The sequence below is a fragment of the Bradyrhizobium sp. PRIMUS42 genome (assembly GCF_023006515.1).
Lineage (GTDB): Bacteria > Pseudomonadota > Alphaproteobacteria > Rhizobiales > Xanthobacteraceae > Bradyrhizobium.
Genome location: NZ_JALBGZ010001543.1, coordinates 1 through 511, shown reverse-complemented (window position 1 = coordinate 511; position 511 = coordinate 1). Strand labels below are relative to the sequence as shown.

Annotated in this window: 1 pseudogene; it reads right to left on the bottom strand. The window is 68.1% G+C overall.

Annotated features, from left to right (window positions below):
* Positions 1–511 (bottom strand): annotated as a pseudogene (locus MOV75_RS41535) (ABC transporter permease); the annotation flags it as partial.

Genomic DNA, 511 nt, shown 5'->3' with positions numbered 1-511 from the left:
CGCTCACGATAGAGCGTGTGGTCGGGCAGGCCGAGCAGTTCCACCGGCTGCCCCTGAACCAGCGCCTCGGCGCGGCCACCCGACAGGATCGCCTGCACGTCGCTGCGCTCGCGCAGCCAGTTTCGAATGGCGAGGGCCTGCGCATTGTCGGAGGTGCTGACGTAGACATCGGCTGCGAGCCGTCCATTCAGCCAGCCGATGAAGGTGCGGCTGAACGTCTCGACCATGGTTGACACGCCGACATTGACGGCGAGGGCGAGCAGCAGCGCCATCAGCGCGAGTGACAGCCCGGAGAGCTGCTGTCGGCTGTCCGCCCAGAACCACAGCGCGAGCGGCTTGCGCGCGGCGCGCTGACCCGCGAGCAGGAGCAGTTCGAGAAACGCCGGCAGGATCAGGGCCGCACCGAGCATCAGCGCCGCCAGCAGGCCAAAGCCCGCGATCAGTGATTCGCCATAGCGAAGCAACAGCAGAGCGACCGCGAACACGGCGCAGGCGGCCAGGCTCTGCAGGA